Origin of the sequence: Microbacter sp. GSS18 (genome assembly GCA_029319145.1) — a bacterium.
Taxonomy (GTDB): Bacteria; Actinomycetota; Actinomycetes; order Actinomycetales; family Microbacteriaceae; genus Microbacterium.
The window spans coordinates 3296888-3314086 of the sequence record CP119753.1; the positions used below are offsets into that span (position 1 = coordinate 3296888).

The window sequence follows — 17199 nt, forward strand, 5'->3', positions numbered from 1 at the left end:
GTCCGGGGTCGATCCTCCACCAGCGCGCGGACGGGCGCCACCCCATGCGCTGAGACATCCGTCGCGTGCTGAGTACGCTGGAGCAGTGACTTCTCTCGTCCTCACCGTCGTCGGCGACGATCGCGCCGGCCTTGTCGCCTCGGTCGCCGAGATCGTCGGAGCGCACGGCGGCAACTGGGAGCGCAGCCAGCTGGCTGAGCTCGCCGGCGCTTTCGCGGGCGTCATCGAGGTCTCGGTCGACGACGACCGCAGCGAGGAGCTGCGGTCGGCGCTCGCGGCGCTCGACGGACTGCTGGCCGTCAGCATCCACACCGGGGCCGACGCCGCAGCGGATGCCGACAGCGCGCGCCAGCTGACGTTCCACGTGCTCGGGAACGACCATCCCGGGATCGTGCGCGACATCTCGGCCGTGCTGCGCGACCACGACCTCAGCATCGAGAAGATGACCACCCGGACGCGCGAGGCCGCGATGTTCGGCGGACGGCTCTTCGAGGCCGACGTGATCGTGCGGGTGCCGGCATCCGTGGATCCCGCCGACGTGACCGCCGAGCTGGAGCACCTCGCGAACGAGATCCAGGTCGACGTCGCCGTCGCGGACTGACGGCGTCGCCGCGCGGCGACCCGTCGGCCGCCGCGCGCGAGGCGTCAGCCGCGGTGCGTGCGGTAGTACTCCAGCAGCGCGCGCGTCGAGGCGTCCTGCGCGGCCAGCGCGTCGTCGTCACCCTCGATGGCGGGGGCGATCTGCAGCGCGAGCTGCTTGCCGAGCTCGACGCCCCACTGGTCGAACGAGTTGATGCCCCAGATCACACCCTGCGTGAAGGTGATGTGCTCGTAAAGCGCCACGAGCTGACCGAGGACCGACGGGGTCAGCGACGGCGCGAAGATCGACGTCGTCGGGCGGTTGCCGGCGAACGTACGCGCGGCCACGAGCGGGCCGGTGGTCCCCTCGGCCTCGACCTCGGCGGCCGTCTTGCCGAACGCGAGCGCCTTCGTCTGGGCCAGGAAGTTCGCCAGGAACAGCCCGTGCACGTCGCGTCCGCCGTCCTCGAGAGGATAGGCGGGGTTGACGAAGGCGATGAAGTCGGCCGGGATCAGCCGCGTGCCCTGGTGGATCAGCTGGTAGAAGGCGTGCTGCCCGTTCGTGCCCGGCTCGCCCCAGAAGACCTCTCCCGTGTCGGTGGTGACCGGCGACCCGTCCCAGCGCACGGACTTGCCGTTGGACTCCATCGTGAGCTGCTGCAGGTACGCGGCGAAGCGGTGCAGCTGCTGGGCGTAGGGCAGAACCGCGTGCGACTGCGATCCGAGGAAGTTCGAGTACCAGACGTTGAGCAGGCCCATCAGCACCGGCACGTTCTCGGCGAGCGGCGTCGTGCGCACGTGCTCGTCGACGGCGTGGAATCCCGCCAGCAGCTCGCGGAAGACGTCGGGTCCGAGCGCGATCGCCAGCGACGTGCCGATGGCGGAGTCGACGGAGTAGCGCCCGCCCACCCAGTCCCAGAAGCCGAACGCGTTGTCGGTGTCGATCCCGAAGGCGGCGACCTTGTCGAGCGCGGTCGAGACGGCGATGAAGTGGTGGGCGACGGCATCCGTCCGCGAGGCCTCGTCGTCGCCGATCACGCCGGCCTCGGCGAGCTTCGTCCACAGCCAGTCGCGCGCAAGGCGCGCGTTCGTGAGCGTCTCGAGGGTCGTGAAGGTCTTGGACGCGACGATGAACAGCGTGGTCTCGGGGTCGAGGTCGGCGGTCTTCTGCGCGATGTCGGTCGGGTCGATGTTCGACACGAATCGGGCCTCGATGCCGGCATCGGCGTACGGCGCGAGGGCCTCGTAGATCATCACGGGTCCGAGGTCCGAGCCGCCGATGCCGATGTTGACGACGTGGGTGACCTTCTTGCCGGTGACGCCCGTCCAGGCGCCCGAGCGGACGCGGTCCGCGAAGGCGTCGACCCGGGCGAGCACCTGCTGGACGTCGGCGTCCACGTCCTGGCCGTCGACGACCAGCGGGGGTGAGGCGTCCGCGGGACGGCGCAGCGCGGTGTGCAGCACCGCGCGGTCCTCGGTCGTGTTGATGTGCTCGCCCGCGAGCATCGCCGCATAGCGCTCGGCCACGCCGGTCTGCTCGGCCAGCCGCACCAGCGTCGCCACGATCTCGTCGGTGACGAGGTTCTTCGACAGATCCACGTGAAGGTCGGCGAGCGTGAAGCTCAGCCTTCCGACCCGGTCCGGGTCGAGCGCGAACCAGGCGCGGAGATCGGGGGTGAAGCTGTCGCGGAGCGAAGACAGCTCGGCCCAGGCGGACGTGGTGGTGGCGTCGATCGGAGCGGTCACGCCTTCACGCTACTCCGCCGTCGCGCCCGGGTGGAGGCATGTGTCCCCCGAGGTGAAGCGATGTGACGCCGCGGGGCGGCCACGCGCTCAGCGCTGGCTGCGTGACCGACGCGAGGGTGGCGGTTCGGTCGCGGCCTGCTGCAGAAGAGCGGCGAAGTCGTCAGCCGCTGCGGCTTCGGATGCGGCGGGCTCGGGTGCTGGGGTGCGTGGCTGGGGTGCTGCGGTGCGCGGCTCGGGTGCTGTGGGGGCCGCTTCGGGCATGCGCCACGCGGCGGGCTCGCGTCGCTCCGGCTCGGCGGGCGGGGTCGCCGGTGCGACGACGCGCTCCGGGGCCGGCCGCGAGGGAGCCGGCGCCGCGGTCGCGCGCGGCGCGCTGGCGCGCTGGGCGCTCGTGACGTGCTCGAGCGCTTCGGCCAGCAGGAGGATCTCGGCGCCGCCGTCGTCGGTGCCGGCCGGGCCCGCGACGCCCTGGACGGCGACGGCGACGCATGGTGCGCCGCACATGCGCGAGACCAGTCGCTCCAGGCGGTCCGCCGTGGCGTGGTCGAGGTCCGCGGCGACGATCAGGATCGCGTCGTAGAGTCCGCCGCCGGCGCCGAACGACGAGGCGATGCGCAGCGCGGTGGCGGCCATGTCCGATGCCGGTGTCGGATCGACTTCGACGGCGACGCGCTCCGGGGGAGCGCCCTCGTGCCGTCGGTAGATCGCATAGTCGAACACCTGGGCGGTCGACCACGAGCCGTCCCGCTCGATCGTCCACGGCGCCGACGGGTCGGCTGCGTTGAGCGCCGAAACCGTCTCGCCGAGCAGTGCGCGGGTGGCCCGGTGATGGGGCACGGTGGACGCGGCGCGCGGCGGCTGCATGCCCGCGGCCCGCGAGGACAGCACCGTGTCGTCGAGCAGATCCCTCACGCGGCCGAACAGGCCGTCGAAGCGCGCCACGATGATGAGGGCCACTCCGGCGGCGAGGAGCGCCGCGGCACCGATGCCGCCTGTGCCGACCGCCGTCGCGATGATCGCGAGCAGGACGCCGACGGCGATGAGGGCCCAGCCGGTGAACTCGGGCACGGCCCGCCGCAGACGCACGCCGGATTCGGCGCCGTTCGATCTCGGGGTGGATCGGTCAGTCATCACCGCGCTCCGTGTCCTTCGGGTGGGGATTCGTCCCACGATCCTAAGCGTGCGGCTGTCCGGGAGCGAAGCGATGCCCGCAGGCCGGGAGCCGGGGGCCGGTCAGCGATCGCCGGCGGTGGCGAGCATCGTGACCGTGGCGGTGGCGGCGTCCCACCGTCTCAGGCCGACCGCACGGGCAGGGATCGTCCCGCCGACGACGTCGAGGGCTGCGGGCAGGTCGGCGCTTCGAAGACGGCGGGCCAGCGTGACGTGCGGGGTCCATTCGCGGGGCCGCGTGTGGGCGGCGTCGTCTCCCGAGCCGACGATGCGGTGCAGGTCGTGATGGAAGGCGATCAGCTCCGGAGAGCAGATCACCGAGCGGGCGAGGATGCGGCGCTGCTCCGTGCCGAAGACGAGCGGTGGCCCGAGGGTGGCGGGCAGGGGCAGGCGGTCCTCGAGCGCGTCGACCGGGAGGTCGGCGATCTGCGGGCGGACCATGAGGGTCACGTGCGGGCGGTTGCTCGGGGCGGTGTGGCCGGCCATGCTGGGCAGGCCGGCTGCGGCGAGGGCGTCCCACTCGGCGCGGACGCGTTCTTCGGCGGAACTGTCGAGCAGAAGCTCGATGCTCACGATCGCGCGCGCGCCCATGGCCCCAGCATGGCGCATGAGACCGGGCCCGATGGGCGGGGCGCCGCCGGGCGGCACCCCGCCGGACGATCAGTACTTGGCCGACTGGCCGCCGTCGATCGGCACGACGGCGGCGTTGACGTAGGACGCGTCGTCGGACAGGAGGAAGGCGACGACCGCCGCGATCTCCTGGCCTTCGCCGTACCGCTTGGTGGGGTTGGCCTGGATGAACTGCTCCGCGGCCTTGCGCGGGTTCTCGGCGTCGAGCTGCTTCATGGAGTTCTCGACCATGGGGGTCCAGATCGCGCCCGGGGCGATCGCGTTGACGCGCACGCCGTCCGCGCCGTACTCGACGGCCGAGTTGCGGGTGAGCCCGACGACGCCGTGCTTGGCGGCGGCATAGCCGGACTGGTTGCCGACGCCGCGGATGCCGCCGACGCTCGCGGTGTTCACCACGGCGCCGCCGCCCTGCGTCCGCATGATGCCGAGGACCTTCTCGAGGCCGAGGAAGACGCCGCGCAGGTTGATGGCGACGACGCGGTCGAACTCGCTCGCGGTGAAGTCCTCCGTGAGGTTCTGCTTGCCCTCGATGCCGGCGTTGTTGAAGAAGCCGTCGATGCGGCCGAAGGCGGCCACGGTCTCGTCGACGTAGCGCTGGACGTCGGCCTCCTGCGAGACATCGGCCGTCACGGTGATCAGCTCGGCGTCGGGCGCCGCTTCGCGAACGGCCTCCGCGGTGGCGGCGAGGCCCGCCTCGGACACGTCGACCAGGCTGAGCTTCGCGCCCTCGGATGCGAGCCGAACCGCGGTCGCGCGGCCGAGACCGGAGCCGCCGCCGGTGATGAGGATGGTGCGGCCGTCGAATCGTGCGTCTGTCATGGGGAGCCTCCTGCGTGTTCTCGAGGGATCGGCTCGCGGGGTGTCCGCGGGTCGGACGGTCGTCCGATGTCGGACCGTCGAAAGCGGGGAACACCCATGCATCGGAATATATGCCGGTGAATACAAGTTTGACCGAGTGCATCAATTTTGGTTGCAGGTACAACTAAATTGAGATACTCTCGAATCATCCGCAGACCAGAACGAGCAGGCCCGACATGACCACGACCACCGCGCCGACCGATGAGCGCATCCTCAACCCCGACACCGCCATGGACGCCGTCAGCCTCCGCGTCGGCGACCTCGAGCTGATGTCGACCTACTACGGCGACGCCCTCGCACTGACTCCGATCGAGGAGCGCACGCGCGGGCGCGAGGTGCACCGCGTCCTCGGGCGGGGCGGCGTGCCCATGGTGCGCCTCATCCACACGCCGGGGCTGCCCGCCGTCGACCCGCGCGAGGCGGGGCTGTACCACACGGCCTTCCTCTTCGACGATGCCGCGAGCCTGGCCGCGACCGTCTACCGCGCCGCGCAGGACGCGCGCACGCGGTTCACCGGCTCGAGCGACCACCTCGTCAGCGAGGCGTTCTACTTCACCGACCCCGAGGGCAACGGCATCGAGCTGTACACCGACCGCCCGCGCGAGCAGTGGCAGCACGTCGGCGGCGAGCTGCAGATGGCCACGCTCTACCTCGACCCGAACGACTACCTGCGCCGCCACCTCACGCAGGAGGCGGTCGATGCCGGTCCCGCGCTCGCCGGTCGCGTCGGCCACGTCCATCTGCAGGTCGGCGACGTGCCCACGGCACGCGACTTCTACATCGACACCATCGGCTTCGAGACGACCGTCGGCAGCTACCCCGGCGCGCTGTTCGCCTCGGCGGGCGGCTACCACCACCACGTCGCGATGAACATCTGGAACAGCCGGGGAGCCGGCCCGCGTGCGTCGCGGCTCGGACTCGGCGACGTCGCTGTGACGGTTCCGGCCCGCGCCGACCTCGACGCGCTGGCCGCGCGTCTGCGCGGGAAGGGTCTCGAGTTCGGCGACGACGGCCGCTCGATCGTCACGCGCGACCCGTGGGGCACGCAGGTGACCGTGGCGCTGCCGGGCACCACGACCGACGAGCTGCTCGCCCGATGATGATCTCGCGCGCGGCCGTCTCCTCCGGGACGGCCGAAGCGGGCGCGCCCGCCGTGGCGCTGCTCCTGCACGGATACGGGTCGCACGAACGGGACCTCGTCGGCCTCGGGCCGCACTTCGGTCTGCCCTTCGCCTCGTTGCGCGCCCCGCTCGAGATGCCGGGCGGCGGCGCGGCGTGGTTCGCCATCACGACGCCCGGCAACCCCGACCCCGAGCTGGTCGCCGCGGCCACGGAGGCCATCTGGAGGTGGGTCGAGGACAACCTCCCGGCTGATGCGCCACTCGTGCCGATCGGCTTCTCGCAGGGCGGGCTGATGGCCACCCAGCTGCTGCGGACGCGTCCCGAGCGCATCGCCGCGACGGTCGTGCTCGCGGGCTTCGTGCAGGCGGCGCCGCAGCCCGCCGACGAGGATCTGCGCCGGACGCGCCCTGCGGTCTTCTGGGGACGCGGTGATGCCGACGGCGTCATCCATCCCGCCGCCGTCTCGCGCACCGAGTCGTGGCTCGCAGAGCACGCGACCGCCGACGTGCGCCTCTATCCCGGCCTCGCGCACGGGATCAGCGCCGCGGAACTCGCCGACGCGTCCGCGCACGTGCAGGACCGCGTAGCCGCTCTCGCGGGCTCCTCCTCCTCCTAGGCGGAGGGCCGCCCGAACCCGCCCGACACGGAGGCCGCGCTCGATCGGGATCATCGGGTCCAGGCGCGCCCGCCGTGCGCAGGGCGCTCAGCTGAACGACGCGCCGACCTCGCTGATCGTCGGCAGCGCGCGGTCGATGGTCTCCATCGTCGCGGTCAGCGCGACGCGGAAGTGCGCCGGCTGGTCGAACATCGTGCCCGGCATCAGGTGCACTCCTCGAGCCGAGAGCGCGTCGCAGAACGCCGCGCCATCGCCCCCGGGCGCGCGGCCCCACAGGTAGAAGGTGCCCTCGGGGCGGGTCAGCGCGAACCCGGCGTCCTCCATCGCCGCGACCATGCGGTCGCGCTTGCGCGTGAGTTCGTCCATGTCGATCGAGACCGATTCGAGAGCCGGGGCGCTGTACTGCATGAGCGCGTTCGGGAAGCCCCACCCGATCGCCAGCTGCGTCGTCATGAAGGCGCCGCGCAGCTCTTCGCGGTCGGCGCGCGGCAGCAGTGGCGACAGGGCGAGATAGCCGATCCGCTGTCCCGGGGCGAGCAGCACCTTGCCGTAGCTGTAGTCGATCATCGTCCATGGGTAGGACGCGGCCGGGCTGTCGAACCCGATCCCGTCGAAGCGGATCCGACGGTACGGCTCATCCGAGAGGATCCAGATGCGGCGTCCGTGCCGTCGCGACATCTCCTCGAGGAGCTCCGCGAGCTCGTCGCACGTCTGCTTCGGGAAGACCCGTCCGGTGGGGTTGGAGGGAGAGTTGACGATCACGACCCGCGTGCGCGGGGTGATCGCGCGGGCCACAGCCGCGATGTCGAGGTCGAAGGTGTCGGGATCCAGCGGCGCCTCCACCGGGGTCAGGTTCGTGGCGTACAGCATCGGCGTGTAGCAGAACCAGCCCGGCGTCGGGATGACGACCTCGTCTCCGACGTCGGCGATCAGCGCCAGAGCGAGCGAGATCGCTCCGAACGCGCCCTGCGTCATGGCGATGTCGTCCGGTTCGATGTCGAGGCCGAGCTCGTCGCGCAGGCCGGAGGCGATCGCCTCCCGTGCGGCGGGCTCATTGGTCTTGTAGGCGTACCAGTCGACCGAACGCGGCTCGAGCCTTCCGCGCATCGCGTCGACGAGCCCGGGCAGGGCCATTTCATGCGGGTTGCCGAACGTGAAGTCCAGAGCGTCCTCGTCGGACGCGAGGGCGCTCATGCGCTGCAGGAACGAGATCACCTTGTCCACAGACGCATGCGCGCCTGCTGCTCGTGTCGACAGGGCCATGCCGATCACCTCTCGCTTCGGGTTCGGCCAGCATGTCGCGCCGCGGAGCGGCGGTCAAGGGCTCGCGGCGGCCCGATTCCCAGCGGATCCATCGGCTTCTCCCCTCGCCGAGGTGGTCTCTCGGGCGTAGCATCGGGGCCACGGCATACCCCCCTGGAGTATGCGGACCGGCTGCCGCTCCCGATCGGGCGCCGAGAAGGGTGTCGCGATGATGTGGCGTGGCCGATGACCGGCGACGGGATCACCCGGCGCCAGGCGATCGTCCTCGGCTCCCTCGGCGTCGGCGCCGTCGTCGTGGGTGGCGCGGGCTTCGCGCTCACGGGCCTGCCGGCGGCGGACCCGGACGACGCCGGCGAGGGCGGCGGGGGCGACGCATCCGGGCCGGCGGACACCGTCGCGTCCTGGAAGGAGCCCGAAGTGCTGACCTCGAGCGACGGCGTCCTGGATCTCGATCTGGCGGTGGCCGAGACGGATGTGGTCGTCGGCGGCGCGACGGTGCGCATGATGACCTACAACGGCACGGTGCCGGGCCCGACCCTGCATCTGCGGGCCGGCGACCGGCTGCGCGTCCGGCTCGAGAACGGGCTCGGCTCCCCCACCAACCTCCACACGCACGGCCTGCACGTCTCGGCCGACGGCAACAGCGACAACCCCTTCGTGAACATCGCCCCCGGCGAGGCGTTCTCGTACGAGATCGAGCTCCCTCCCGACCATCCCTCGGGGGTGTTCTGGTACCACCCGCATCACCACGGAACGGTCGCCGACCAGCTGTTCGCTGGGCTGTACGGCGCGATCGTCGTCGATGACGAGGACTGGTCGGCGGCGTCCCCGCGCGTGGCCGTCGTCTCGGACGTGTCCATCGACGGCGGTGCCGTCGCCGCCGTGACCCGTGCCGACCGGATGCTGGGCCGAACCGGCGAGATCCTGCTGACGAACGGGGTGCCATCGCCGGTGCTGCGAGGTCCGGCGGGCGAGCCGCAGCGTCTGCTCGTCGTCAATGCATGCGCGAGCCGCTACCTCGACCTGCGCATGGAGGGCCTCGACGCCCTCGTGCGGGGCGTGGACTCCGCGCGCTGGGAGGCGCCGGCGTCGAGCGACCGGCTCCTCCTCGCACCGGGCAACAGGGCCGACATCGTCGTCACGATGCCGGCGGCCCCCGCGGAACTGATCGCCGCCGAGCACGCTCGGGGGCGCGCGGGCGGCGGCATGATGGGCGGAGGGTCCGCCGTCTCGCCCGAGGCGGTCGTGCTCGTGCTCCAGCCGGACGCCGCGGCGCCGGCACCTGCGCTCGCCCCGGTCGCGCCGGGAGCGTGGGCGGACCTGCGCGGCGCCTCGATCGACGCGGCACGCACCGTCACGATGACGATGGGCATGGGTGGCGGCGCCGGCATGCGGTTCCTCCTCGACGGCCGATCGTTCGCCCCCGGCCGCGTCGACCAGTCGGTCCGGATCGGCACGGTCGAGGAGTGGACCATCGTGAACTCCTCGCCGATGTCGCACCCGTTCCACCTGCACGTGTGGCCCATGCAGGTCGTCGCGCTCGACGGTGTCGAGGTGGCGGGAACGGACGTGCGCGACGTCGTGGACGTGCCGGCGGGGTCCAGCGCGACGGTGCGCATCGCCTTCGACGCCTTCCCGGGCCGGACGGTCTACCACTGCCACATCCTCGACCACGAGGACCTCGGGATGATGGCTGTCGTCGAGGCCGGATAGTGCGCGGCCGCGCGAACCCGGCTCACCACACCCCATGCCGTCCGCGGCACGTGACCGCTCCTAGACTGGCCGGGCGTCCGGCCAGGATCCGCGCGGCCGGCCGCATCCGTCATCGAAGAACGAAGTCCTCATGCCCCATACCGCCGCCGGTCTCGCGTTCCGCGAGGCGCGGGACACTCTGCTCGCCCACTCCCGAGACCCCCAGGCGGCGCGCGCCGCGTTCTCATGGCCGGCTGTCGGCCCCCAATTCAACTGGGCGGTGGACTGGTTCGACGCCGTCGCGGAGGGCAACGACACGCTCGCGCTGCGCGTGATCGAGGAGGACGGCAGCGAGGCGCAGCGCACGTTCGACCACATGCGGCGCCGCTCGAACCAGGTCGCGAACTGGCTCACGTCGATCGGTGTGCGCCGCGGTGACCCGGTCATGCTCATGATCGACAACCGCGTCGAGCTGTGGGAGGCGATGCTGGCGATCATGAAGGTCGGCGCCGTGATCCTGCCGACCTCGGTCGTGCTGTCGGCCGAGGACCTCGCCGAGCGGCTCGACCGCGCCGACGTGCGCGCCGTCATCGCCGATGGTGCCGATGCGGCGAAATTCGACGAGTTCGACCGCGACATGGTGCGGATCGTCGTGGGCGCGCGGCGTGAGGGGTGGCACGCGTTCGCCGACTCCGAGGGTGCGTCCCCGGACGCTCCCGGCGTCGTCGTGGACTCCACCGACGCCTCGATCGTCTACTTCACCAGCGGGACCACCTCGCGGCCCAAGATGGTCGAGCACACGCACCTGTCGTACCCGGTCGGGCACCTCTCGACGATGTACTGGATCGGCGTGCGGCCCGGCGACGTCCACATGACCATCAGCGCGCCCGGGTGGGGCAAGCACGCGTGGAGCCTGTTCTTCGCGCCGTGGATCGCCGAGGCGACCGTCGTCGTCTACAACTACCGTCGGTTCGACGCCGTCGCCCTCGTCGAGCAGCTCGACCGGGCCGGCGTCAACACGTTCTGCGCGCCCCCGACGGTGTGGCGGATGCTGATCCAGGCCGACCTGGAGAACAAGCCGGCGGGGATGCGCGAGCTGCTGTCGGCCGGCGAGCCGCTCAACCCCGAGGTGATCGCCACGATCGAGCGCTGGTGGGGCATCCAGATCCGCGACGGCTACGGGCAGACCGAGTTGACGGCGGTCATCGGCAACACCCCGGGCGTGCCGCTCAAGCCGGGCTCGATGGGCAGGGCCCTTCCGGGCGTCGACATCGTGCTCGTCGACCCCGTCACCGGCGAACGCGCCGACGAGGGCGAGATCTGCCTGCCGACGTCGCCCGAGCGCCCGCTCAATCTGATGACCGGATACGTGGGCGAGCCCGACCGGACGGCGAAGGTCGAGCACGACGGGTACTACCACACCAGCGATGTCGCGACGCGGGACGCCGAGGGGTTCCTGACCTTCGTCGGCCGCACCGACGACGTCTTCAAGGCGAGTGACTTCAAGGTGTCGCCGTTCGAGGTCGAGTCGATCCTGCTCGAGCATCCGGCGGTCGCCGAGGCCGGCGTCGTGGGGGCGCCGGACGACCTGCGGCTGAACGTCGTGAAAGCGTACGTGCACCTCGCCGGCGGCGCTGAAGCGGATGCCGCGACCGCACGCAGCATCCTCGCCCACGCGCGCGAGCACATGCCTCCGTACATGCGGGTGCGCCGCGTGGAGTTCTTCGATCTGCCCAAGACCATCTCGGGCAAGATCCGGCGCGTCGAGCTGCGCGAGCGCGAGGAGCTGCTGACCGGCGCGCGCATCCCGACGGAGTTCCGCGAGGCCGACTTCCCCGACCTCAAGGGGTGAGGCGCGATCCTCAGAAGCCCCCGATGCCCTTGCCGATCATCACGACCCCGATGACGGCGAGGAGCACCGCCATGATCGTCGCGTTCTGGTGTACGAGCCAGCCGCGCAGGCTGTCGAGCGGGCCACGCAGACGGTCTGCGGCGATGAGGTAGCCGATCACGGGGACCGCCACCGTGAGGGCGGCGATGACGGTGAAGATCCCGATCACGAGCGCGGACTCGCCGACCGAGAGGCCCGCGCCGCCGATCACGAGTCCCGCGCCGGCGGCCAGGATGAGGTTCTTCGGGTTCACCGCCGACAGCAGGAAGCCCAGGCCGAGCGCGCCGCCGAACGAGATCGTGTCGATCGCCCGCATCCACTTCGGCAGCGGCGGCTCCTCACCGTCCTTCGGCCGCCCCCGCCACTGACGGAGCGCGAGGAGGAGCAGAAGCGCGCCCAGCACGATCTTGATCACAGCCCGTATCGGCTGTGATGCATCCGTCTCCTGCTCCGGAAGCAGCGACGACAGCAGCGTGAACAGGGCCGAGGCGACGACGATCCCGCCGACCCAGCCCAGGAGGAAGCCGACGCTCGTGACCCGCGCCTTCGGCGAGAGGAGCATCAGGATCGCCGCGACGATCGGGATCGGGCTGATCGCGACGCCGAGCGCCAGAGGGAGGATGTCGCCGATCGCCTGGCTCATCATGGTGCTCACGGTAGTCCCGGCGCAGGGACGCGCGCGGGACGAAAGGCCTATGGCGGGCGGGTCGGGCGTGGCTAGCGTCCTGACCGTGGACGGCGACGATGCGTCCATTGCGATCGCGCGCCGGCAGGAGCGCAGTGCATCGGTGCCATCAGTGGGGAGCGCTGCCATGTTCAGGATTGCCGCACGTATAGCGCTGGCCGTGGCCGTGACGGCCACTCTGGGGGGATTGGCGACCGGTCCCTCGCTCGCCGCGAGCGGCGTCGGGCACGTCGACGCGAGCCGGGCCATGCCGTCGTCCGTCGCGGGTCAGGCCCAAAGCGTCATCCGCGACCTCGAGAAGCAGGGGTACGAGGTCTCGGTCGGGTATCCGCTGCTGTACACCCAGGACCTGTGCGACAGGTACACCTACGAGACCTTCCACAACTGCTTCGCGAACAATCCGGCATCCCCGTACGTCATCCCGGTGGTGAAGTCGTGGCCCGACGAGTACGTCGATCCCAGCACCGTGAACGGGTTCGGCAAGACCCGCCCGGGCTACAGCGCCACCTACCGCCTCGATGAGCGCGAAGCGATCGTGATCCTCGGCGAGATGCCTCCCGAGGGCCGCTACATGGGTCTGCAGTCGTGGGTGTTCTCGCAGGAGAGGCTCGATGCCCCGCCGCTGTGGGACACCGTCTGGGAGGACCTCATCAATCACCAGGTCCCGTTCCTCTCCCAGTACCTGTTCGGCACGGTTCCGCGCGATTCGAGCCGCCTGCTGAGCTTCTCCAGCCTGAGCAACAACATCAACGACGTCGTCATGACCGCGCAGTCGGACGAAGCGCCCTTCGGCCAGGTGCGGACCTTCGTCATCACGCCGGATCAGACGATGGACGGGGTCGTCAGAGCCGCCCTGGAGAACGCGGGGATGCCCGGCGACGACATCTTCACCGAACCCATTCCCCCGGACGCCGTGGTGGAGTTCCCCCAGCCGGCGACGCCGCCCGACGACGAGGCCCAGCCCATCGGGCCCCAGCCCATCGGGCCGATCGGCCTCGACAAGTCGGCGAACGACTTCCTCACCGCGCTGCGGTACGCGATGCCGGAGGACGAGCGGGCGGCGGACACGTGGCGCAGCTCGCTCCCGCTGACGGTGCTGCGCGTCCGGGAGGCCCCGAGCTCGGACCGGGAGCCGGTGCCGTTCGACACGTTCACCGCCGATGAGCGCGGCGGCGTCGACGAGCACGCCCCCGACCTGGGGTTGACCCAGGCCCTCGACGATCTGGTCGCCGCGGTCTGCGCTCGGGCGGACGCGCACGACCTCGACCTCGAGGGCGGCGGCTGCGACAGCGCCGACGACGACGCCGTGACGAAGTCGGAGATGAAGGACATCCTCACCGACCTCGGGCAGGACGGGCCGTATTGCCGGTATGTGGGGATGGACTGCGAGGCCGACGGCCAGGATGCCAGCTACTTCATCGCCGGGCCCCGGCCGCTCGACGACGGCCAGGTGTACGCCGCCGTCGGGACCCTGGCGACCGAGACCGGGAACGCCACCTACGTGGGGCTGGGTGTCAACGACGCCTCCATGCTGAAGGGTGCGGCAAACCTGTCGGACGACGACCTCACGGGATCGGCCGTTCCCTTCGAGCAGGAGGCGGGCCAGGACTTCTCGAAGCTGTTCGTCCGGTTCTTCGCCCGCGACTGCTCGGCCATCGAGGATCTGACGAGCGGAGCGTGCACCGCGATCACCGAAGACGTCATCCCCCTGTCCGCAGACCCCGCGGCGCCGGGCGACCGGAGCCTGCACGGCCAGTTCAGCACGTCCCTGCGCTCGTACGTCGACCCGAGCAACCCGCACGGCCGTGGGCCGGACCCCACCCTGCAGCTCACACCGAGGATCCTCGGCTTCTTCCCTCAGGAGTGAACTCGACGTGAGCCGCGCCGCCGGGCTTCAGCGCCCGGCGGTCGGACGCGGTCGCAGCGGCGGTGACCGGGGGGTCGAAGGACCCGGGTCCTGTCCCGATCGCGGTCGTAGCATCGGCCACATGAGCAGCAACGATGCCTCCGCAGCCATCGCGCGCCAGCAGCAGGAACTGCGCGATCGCCTCCCCTTCGACGACACCCGCGATGTCGCGGCCGTCGAGCGGGGCTTTCTCGGCACCCTCGCCGACCCGGTCATCCACGACGCGGAGGGGAATGCCGTCTGGGACGCCGCGGCCTACGACTTCATCGACGGGGACGCCCCCGACACGGTGAACCCGAGCCTGTGGCGGCAGTCGTCGCTCGTGCGCAGGCACGGGCTGTTCGAGGTCGTCGAGGGTCTGTACCAGGTGCGCGGCCTCGACCTCTCGAACGTGTCCTTCGTCGAGGGCGACACGGGTGTCATCGTCATCGATCCGCTCATCTCGAAGGAGACCGCGGCGGCTGCCCTGGCGCTGTACCGCGAGCATCGCGGCGACCGACCGGTGACCGGGATCATCTTCACGCACAGCCACCTCGATCACTTCGGCGGCGTCTCCGGCATCGCAGACCGTGAGGAGCTCGCCGCGAGGGGCATCCCCGTCGTCGCGCCGGCGGAGTTCGTGCGCGAGGCGGTCGCCGAGAACGTGTACGCGGGCACCGCGATGGCCCGCCGTGCCGGCTACATGTACGGTGCCGCACTGGCGAAGGGGCCGAAGGGATCGGTCGGCGCCGGACTCGGCCAGACGACCTCCACGGGACACGCGGGCATCGCCGCGCCGACCGTCGAGGTCACCGCGACCGGACAGACGCTCACGATCGACGGTGTCGAGATCGAGTTCCAGATGGCTCCGGGCACCGAGGCGCCCGCGGAGATGCACTTCTACTTCCCGGCGTACCGGGCGCTGTGCATGGCCGAGAACGCCACCCACAACCTCCACAACCTGCTCACCCTGCGCGGCGCTCTGGTGCGTGACCCGCACGTGTGGGCGGGGTACCTCACCGAGGCGGTCGAGCGGTTCGCGGACCGCAGCGACGTCGTCTTCGCGTCGCACCACTGGCCGACGTGGGGCAACGCCGAGCTGCGCGAGTTCCTCGGCATCCAGCGCGACCTGTACGCGTACCTGCACGACCAGACGCTGCGGATGCTGAACCAGGGCATGACCGGAGCCGAGATCGCCGAGGAGATCCAGCTGCCGCCGGCGCTGGAGGACGCGTGGCATACGCACGGCTACTACGGCAGCGTGAGCCACAACGTCAAAGCGATCTACCAGCGCTACATGGGGTGGTTCGACGGCAACCCGGCGCGGCTGTGGCCGCATCCGCCCAAGGCCCTCGCGGAGCGCTACGTCGCCGCGATGGGCGGCATCGACCGGGTCGTCGCGCTCGCCGAGGGCGCCTTCTCGGACGGGGACTTCCGGTGGGCCGCGACGCTGCTGGACCACGCCGTGTTCACCGACCCCGATCACGCCGCGGCGCGGGCCCTGTACGCCGACACGCTGGAGCAGCTCGCCTACGGCGCCGAGAACGGCACGTGGCGGAACTTCTACCTGTCGGGCGCGACCGAGCTGCGCGGCGCGAACTTCGGCACCCCGACCAAGACCGCGGCACCGGACATCGTGGCCCAGCTGAGCATCGAGCAGGTGCTCGACTCCATCGCCATCTCGGTGGATGGGCCGGCGGCCTGGGATCTCGACCTGGCGCTGGACGTGGTGTTCATCGAGGCGGGGCGGTCCTTCCGGGTCACGCTGCACAACGGGGTCCTCGTCTCGATCGAGAAGCCCGCGGACCCCGCCACCGCACAGGTGACGGTGGCCCTGGACAAGATGCGGCTGCTGGCGCTGCTCGCCGGCGATGCGGTCAGTCCCGGCATCGAGATCAGCGGCGACCCCTCGGTCCTGTACGCGCTGCTCGGTGTTCTGGTCGCCGGTGACGATGCGTTCGAGATCGTCGTGCCGTGACTCGCGTGCCCGGCCCCTCGGCCGGGCGCTCGCATGGGCTCGGAGCGCTCCGCACGCGGTCGGTGCCCTAGTGTGACCTCCATGTCCATGAGCGGTCGCGTCGGAGTGCGCGAGGTCGCGCAGGTCGCCGGCGTATCCACCCAGACCGTGTCGCGCGTCATCAACAACGCCGCCAGCGTGCGTCCGGAGACCCGGGAGCGCGTGCTGGCCGCGATGGCCGAGCTCGGCTACCGGGTCAACAACGCCGCCCGCTCGCTCGGCACGCGCACGACCCGCACGATCGGCGTCGTCGCCAGCGACGCGGACCTCTACGGCCCCGCGACCGCGATAGCGGCGCTCGAGGCGGCGGCCCGCACCCACGGACGGTGGATCGCGACGGCGTACGCGGATGCCTCGGACCCCGCGTCCGTGGACGCCGCGGCCGAGCACCTGCTGTCGCAGGGCGTGGACGGGATGATCCTCGTCGCCGCACACGAGCCGACGATGAGCGCCTTCGCCGGTCGGGTCAGCGACGTCCCGCTCGTCGCGATGCACAGCGGGCAGGGCGCGGCGGCGCAGACCGCCGGTGCGGCGCTGGCGGTGGAGCACCTGGTCGGACTGGGCCATCGGCGCATCGCTCGACTCGGCGGCGCCCGCGACTGGATCGAGGAGACCGCACGCGCCGCGGGCTTCACCGAGGCGCTGGAGCGCGCCGGGCTCGAGCCGGGGCCGCAGTTCGGCGGCGACTGGTCCGCCCAGTCGGGGTTCGACGCGGCCGCGGACATCGCCTCTGCCGTAGGGGCGCCGGACGGGCCCACCGCCGTGGCCGTTGCCAACGACCAGATGGCACTGGGCCTGATCGCCGGGCTGTCCGACGATGGCGTGGACGTCCCGCGCGACGTCAGCATCGTCGGCTTCGACGACAACCCCGACGCGGCGTTCTACCGACCGGGGCTCACCACGGTGCGGGTCGACATCGCGGGCGAGGCGCGCCGCTGCGTCGCGGCCGCGCTCGCCGCGACGCCGACGTCGCCCGCATCGCCGGCTGTGCTCGTCGCGCGCGCATCCGCCGCCGCGATCTGATCCGTGAGCCCGCGCGCGGGCC

Annotated in this window: 14 protein-coding genes; 8 read left to right on the forward strand and 6 right to left on the reverse strand. The window is 71.4% G+C overall.

What is annotated here, in order from left to right:
- The first annotated feature begins 85 nt into the window (after positions 1–85).
- The gene (locus P0L94_15235) at positions 86–601 is read left to right on the forward strand and encodes an ACT domain-containing protein (protein WES63812.1); all 516 of its coding nucleotides are present in this window, start codon (positions 86–88) and stop codon (positions 599–601) included.
- 44 nt (positions 602–645) lie between these two features.
- Here the strand turns inward: P0L94_15235 and pgi are convergent, their stop codons facing one another.
- The 4 genes from pgi to P0L94_15255 all read right to left on the reverse strand — a co-directional run bounded on the left by pgi (position 646) and on the right by P0L94_15255 (position 4944).
- Entirely contained in the window at positions 646–2325 is a 1680-nt protein-coding gene (pgi, locus tag P0L94_15240) for a glucose-6-phosphate isomerase (protein ID WES63813.1), read from the reverse strand.
- A gap of 87 nt (positions 2326–2412) precedes the next feature.
- Positions 2413–3456 carry a hypothetical protein gene (locus tag P0L94_15245; GenBank protein WES63814.1) on the reverse strand — a complete coding sequence of 348 codons (1044 nt, stop codon included), beginning with the start codon at positions 3454–3456 and terminating at the stop codon, positions 2413–2415.
- Positions 3457–3558: 102 nt separating this feature from the next.
- Positions 3559–4086, reverse strand: coding sequence for a 2'-5' RNA ligase family protein (locus P0L94_15250; protein ID WES63815.1), 528 nt, complete (start codon positions 4084–4086; stop codon positions 3559–3561).
- A gap of 69 nt (positions 4087–4155) precedes the next feature.
- Positions 4156–4944 carry a glucose 1-dehydrogenase gene (locus P0L94_15255; GenBank protein ID WES63816.1) on the reverse strand — a complete coding sequence of 263 codons (789 nt, stop codon included), beginning with the start codon at positions 4942–4944 and terminating at the stop codon, positions 4156–4158.
- Positions 4945–5159: 215 nt separating this feature from the next.
- Here P0L94_15255 and P0L94_15260 point away from each other — a divergent pair, with 215 nt between their 5' ends.
- Together P0L94_15260 and P0L94_15265 are read left to right on the forward strand one after the other, a co-directional pair.
- Positions 5160–6083: a VOC family protein gene (locus P0L94_15260; GenBank protein WES63817.1), complete on the forward strand. Its 924-nt coding sequence runs from the start codon at positions 5160–5162 to the stop codon at positions 6081–6083.
- A complete protein-coding gene (locus tag P0L94_15265; protein WES63818.1) occupies positions 6080–6721 on the forward strand; it encodes a dienelactone hydrolase family protein in 642 nt (213 codons plus the stop codon). Before P0L94_15260 ends, P0L94_15265 begins: the two co-directional genes overlap by 4 nt.
- A gap of 87 nt (positions 6722–6808) precedes the next feature.
- On the opposite strand, the gene P0L94_15270 is transcribed toward P0L94_15265, so the two are convergent.
- Positions 6809–7945 carry an aminotransferase class I/II-fold pyridoxal phosphate-dependent enzyme gene (locus P0L94_15270; protein ID WES63819.1) on the reverse strand — a complete coding sequence of 379 codons (1137 nt, stop codon included), beginning with the start codon at positions 7943–7945 and terminating at the stop codon, positions 6809–6811.
- A gap of 264 nt (positions 7946–8209) precedes the next feature.
- Between P0L94_15270 and P0L94_15275 the strand changes: the two genes are divergently transcribed.
- Both P0L94_15275 and P0L94_15280 read left to right on the forward strand, forming a co-directional pair.
- Positions 8210–9697 (forward strand): multicopper oxidase family protein, encoded by a 1488-nt coding sequence (locus tag P0L94_15275; GenBank protein ID WES63820.1) that lies wholly within the window; start codon positions 8210–8212, stop codon positions 9695–9697.
- Positions 9698–9827: 130 nt separating this feature from the next.
- Positions 9828–11528 carry an AMP-binding protein gene (locus P0L94_15280; protein WES63821.1) on the forward strand — a complete coding sequence of 567 codons (1701 nt, stop codon included), beginning with the start codon at positions 9828–9830 and terminating at the stop codon, positions 11526–11528.
- A gap of 10 nt (positions 11529–11538) precedes the next feature.
- Here P0L94_15280 and P0L94_15285 read toward each other — a convergent pair whose 3' ends face one another.
- Positions 11539–12213: a GAP family protein gene (locus P0L94_15285; GenBank protein ID WES63822.1), complete on the reverse strand. Its 675-nt coding sequence runs from the start codon at positions 12211–12213 to the stop codon at positions 11539–11541.
- Positions 12214–12379: 166 nt separating this feature from the next.
- Between P0L94_15285 and P0L94_15290 the strand changes: the two genes are divergently transcribed.
- From P0L94_15290 to P0L94_15300, 3 genes are all read left to right on the forward strand, one after another.
- The gene (locus P0L94_15290; GenBank protein ID WES63823.1) at positions 12380–14119 is read left to right on the forward strand and encodes a hypothetical protein; all 1740 of its coding nucleotides are present in this window, start codon (positions 12380–12382) and stop codon (positions 14117–14119) included.
- Positions 14120–14240: 121 nt separating this feature from the next.
- Positions 14241–16115 carry an alkyl sulfatase dimerization domain-containing protein gene (locus P0L94_15295; GenBank protein ID WES63824.1) on the forward strand — a complete coding sequence of 625 codons (1875 nt, stop codon included), beginning with the start codon at positions 14241–14243 and terminating at the stop codon, positions 16113–16115.
- An 81-nt stretch (positions 16116–16196) separates the two neighbouring features.
- Complete coding sequence (locus P0L94_15300; GenBank protein ID WES63825.1) at positions 16197–17177, forward strand: substrate-binding domain-containing protein; 981 nt, start codon at positions 16197–16199, stop codon at positions 17175–17177.
- Positions 17178–17199: the final 22 nt, after the last annotated feature.

What these genes read in the sequence shown, in the direction of transcription:
- P0L94_15245 (WES63814.1), bottom strand. Translation starts at nt 3,456, where the DNA reads ATGACTGACCGATCCACCCCGAGATCGAACGGCGCCGAATCCGGCGTG.
- P0L94_15250 (WES63815.1), bottom strand. Translation starts at nt 4,086, where the DNA reads ATGGGCGCGCGCGCGATCGTGAGCATCGAGCTTCTGCTCGACAGTTCC.
- P0L94_15255 (WES63816.1), bottom strand. Translation starts at nt 4,944, where the DNA reads ATGACAGACGCACGATTCGACGGCCGCACCATCCTCATCACCGGCGGC.
- P0L94_15260 (WES63817.1), top strand. Translation starts at nt 5,160, where the DNA reads ATGACCACGACCACCGCGCCGACCGATGAGCGCATCCTCAACCCCGAC.
- P0L94_15265 (WES63818.1), top strand. Translation starts at nt 6,080, where the DNA reads ATGATGATCTCGCGCGCGGCCGTCTCCTCCGGGACGGCCGAAGCGGGC.
- P0L94_15275 (WES63820.1), top strand. Translation starts at nt 8,210, where the DNA reads ATGACCGGCGACGGGATCACCCGGCGCCAGGCGATCGTCCTCGGCTCC.
- P0L94_15280 (WES63821.1), top strand. Translation starts at nt 9,828, where the DNA reads ATGCCCCATACCGCCGCCGGTCTCGCGTTCCGCGAGGCGCGGGACACT.
- P0L94_15285 (WES63822.1), bottom strand. Translation starts at nt 12,213, where the DNA reads ATGATGAGCCAGGCGATCGGCGACATCCTCCCTCTGGCGCTCGGCGTC.
- P0L94_15290 (WES63823.1), top strand. Translation starts at nt 12,380, where the DNA reads ATGTTCAGGATTGCCGCACGTATAGCGCTGGCCGTGGCCGTGACGGCC.
- P0L94_15295 (WES63824.1), top strand. Translation starts at nt 14,241, where the DNA reads ATGAGCAGCAACGATGCCTCCGCAGCCATCGCGCGCCAGCAGCAGGAA.
- P0L94_15300 (WES63825.1), top strand. Translation starts at nt 16,197, where the DNA reads ATGTCCATGAGCGGTCGCGTCGGAGTGCGCGAGGTCGCGCAGGTCGCC.